Annotated in this window: 1 protein-coding gene and 1 pseudogene; both read right to left on the bottom strand. The window is 48.7% G+C overall.

Annotated features, from left to right (window positions below):
- Nucleotides 1-206: 206 nt before the first annotated feature.
- Nucleotides 207-1,952 (bottom strand): T9SS type B sorting domain-containing protein, encoded by a 1,746-nt coding sequence (locus AC4E7D_RS14250; RefSeq protein WP_490174442.1) that lies wholly within the window; start codon nucleotides 1,950-1,952, stop codon nucleotides 207-209.
- A 119-nt stretch (nucleotides 1,953-2,071) separates the two neighbouring features.
- Nucleotides 2,072-2,166: pseudogene (locus AC4E7D_RS14245) on the bottom strand (ABC transporter permease); the annotation flags it as partial.

Below are 2,166 nucleotides of genomic sequence, written 5' to 3'. Positions count from 1 at the left end.
TTTCCCGATCCGGTCACCCCCAGTAAGGTCTGATAGCGCTCATTGGCTTCGATGCCCTCAGCGAGCTCACGGATGGCCTGCGGCTGGTCCCCGGTGGGAGTAAACTCGGAAACAACTTTAAATTTCAACGTTCGTGGAATTGATTTTTTAAGCTTTGCAAAAATACGAAAGCAAATGCAGTTAGCTCAATCCCCAGGTGAAGTGTGCTAGCGTTTCAGCGAAAAATGCCCCCGGAGCTGCTTTTGATCCCGTGTGGTAGCCAGGAACCAATAGTCGCTTGCGGGCAGAGGAGTGCCCTGATACTCTCCATTCCATCCTACAGAATCGGGATCGATCTGTGCAAGTAAGGTGCCATAACGGTCAAAGATAAATATCGCATCCAGGTTGGAACTCCCGCTGAAAGGCGGAATGAATTGCCAGTAATCGTTTACCCCATCCCCGTTTGGGGTAAAGAATTTCGGGAAGCCCTCCAGGGTAAGGTCAGGCTCAATAAACACCTCAGAAATACCACATCCGTTCTTATCCCTTACAAAAACACGATAATTGTCAATAGGAAGGCCAACAAAGCGGTTACTGTCCTGATAGGGGCCGGCTGCATCACCCAGGGAAAACTCATAGTCCCCGTTTCCGCTTACCCTTACCTCTATAGTGATCACGCCCACCCCAAGTTGTACATCTGTGCTCTCAATTACCGCCTGTTCGGACTGTGTCACGTTGAATACCTGTGAAGTAGCACATTCGTACGGGCCAGACGGTCCTGTATACACATCATAGATTTCGAGCCGGTATTCCCCATCCTCCGGGACATCGAATTCCGGACCTTCAGCCAGAAGTTCCTCCCTGCCAAACGAGGGTATTCGGTACCAGCGATACCCATCTGCAGAATTAAATCCCTCTGCGATGGCACTGATCCTGTTATCCCCGGATTCACAGATCCCGATACTAGTCGGAAAATTCAATACCGGGCTGAGGTCGATTAAATTCCCGGACGTATCAAAGTAGGGGCCACAACCCAGGAGGGTAAAGAAACTGGTTTGCCTACAGTTCTGCGCAATTCCTGCCGAATTATAGGGGGTAATCGTTATGAAATACTGCCGGTTGGGGTCAAAGTTGATCACATTCGTCTCGGTATCACTCGAAAAATCGGCATTGTCCAGGATATCGTTAAGGGTGGGTGAGGTCCCTATTGAGACTAAATATCCATCTGCTCCTGTGACGGGACTCCATCGGATCCTGGGGGATAGGGGGACATCGAATTCCAGATCCGAGGGATAGATAATGGGTGAACAGGCCGGTATGGTGGCGAGTGGACCGGTACGAAAACTAAATTCATCGCAATTCGTTGCTTGTCCAAGACGATTTTCCGGGATGATAGTTACGTAATAATCGGTTTCCGGTTGTAGATCTGCCGGAGGATTGTATGAGAGGTCGGTTATTACTGCATTGTTCAGCACTTCTGATCCCCCGGGGGTAGTACCAATTGATAACCGATAACTGGTTGCGGTAGGGCTGTACCTCCAGCGAATGACGGATTGGACGGGTACATTGGTTTGTCCATCCGCAGGAGAGGCTAGTGTAGTACATCCTGGCGGAGCAGTAAAACTGTCTGTAAAAAAGCTGTAACTCACACATAGGGTATCCCCCTGGGTTCTGTTGAAAATGTATAGGCTTACGAAGATTTGAGAGCTTTCGGGAAGTCCCAACGGAGGGGTAAAACTGGTGGATAAGCCTGTAGAAACCAGAGGTGAAATTTCATTTCCCCCTGGGGTTAATCCTAACCGTATCTTATAGGCAGTTATTCCAAAAACTTCGGTCCAGCTGATAACCGCATCCACTGGAACAGTAGCCCCGTCCTGCGGGAAGACCGGAACCGGGCACTCCTGGGCATTAGCCGGCGTTAGCGTTAACACCCCTATCAATACGGCACCAAATATGTAAAATAGCCTCCTCATGCATTATCTTCTAAGTCTGAGATATGCTGCAACAGTGCATTTTGCCCTGAAACGTTTATGAGGTTTAGGGAGAATGAAAGACAGCAGCAATCTTTTCCTTAGTCAAACACCACAAGATACTACAAATCCCTCTTTTTCAATAAAGCGTACGACAAATAGATAAAAATGGCCGTCCAACCCAGTACAATCAGCATTTCATAGAGGTGTGTGTGGT

This window comes from Lentiprolixibacter sp. (assembly GCF_982873095.1).
This window is presented reverse-complemented; position numbering and strand designations above follow the sequence as displayed.

Coding starts and splice junctions, on each gene's coding strand:
- AC4E7D_RS14250 (WP_490174442.1), bottom strand. CDS start 1,952: ATGAGGAGGCTATTTTACATATTTGGTGCCGTATTGATAGGGGTGTTA.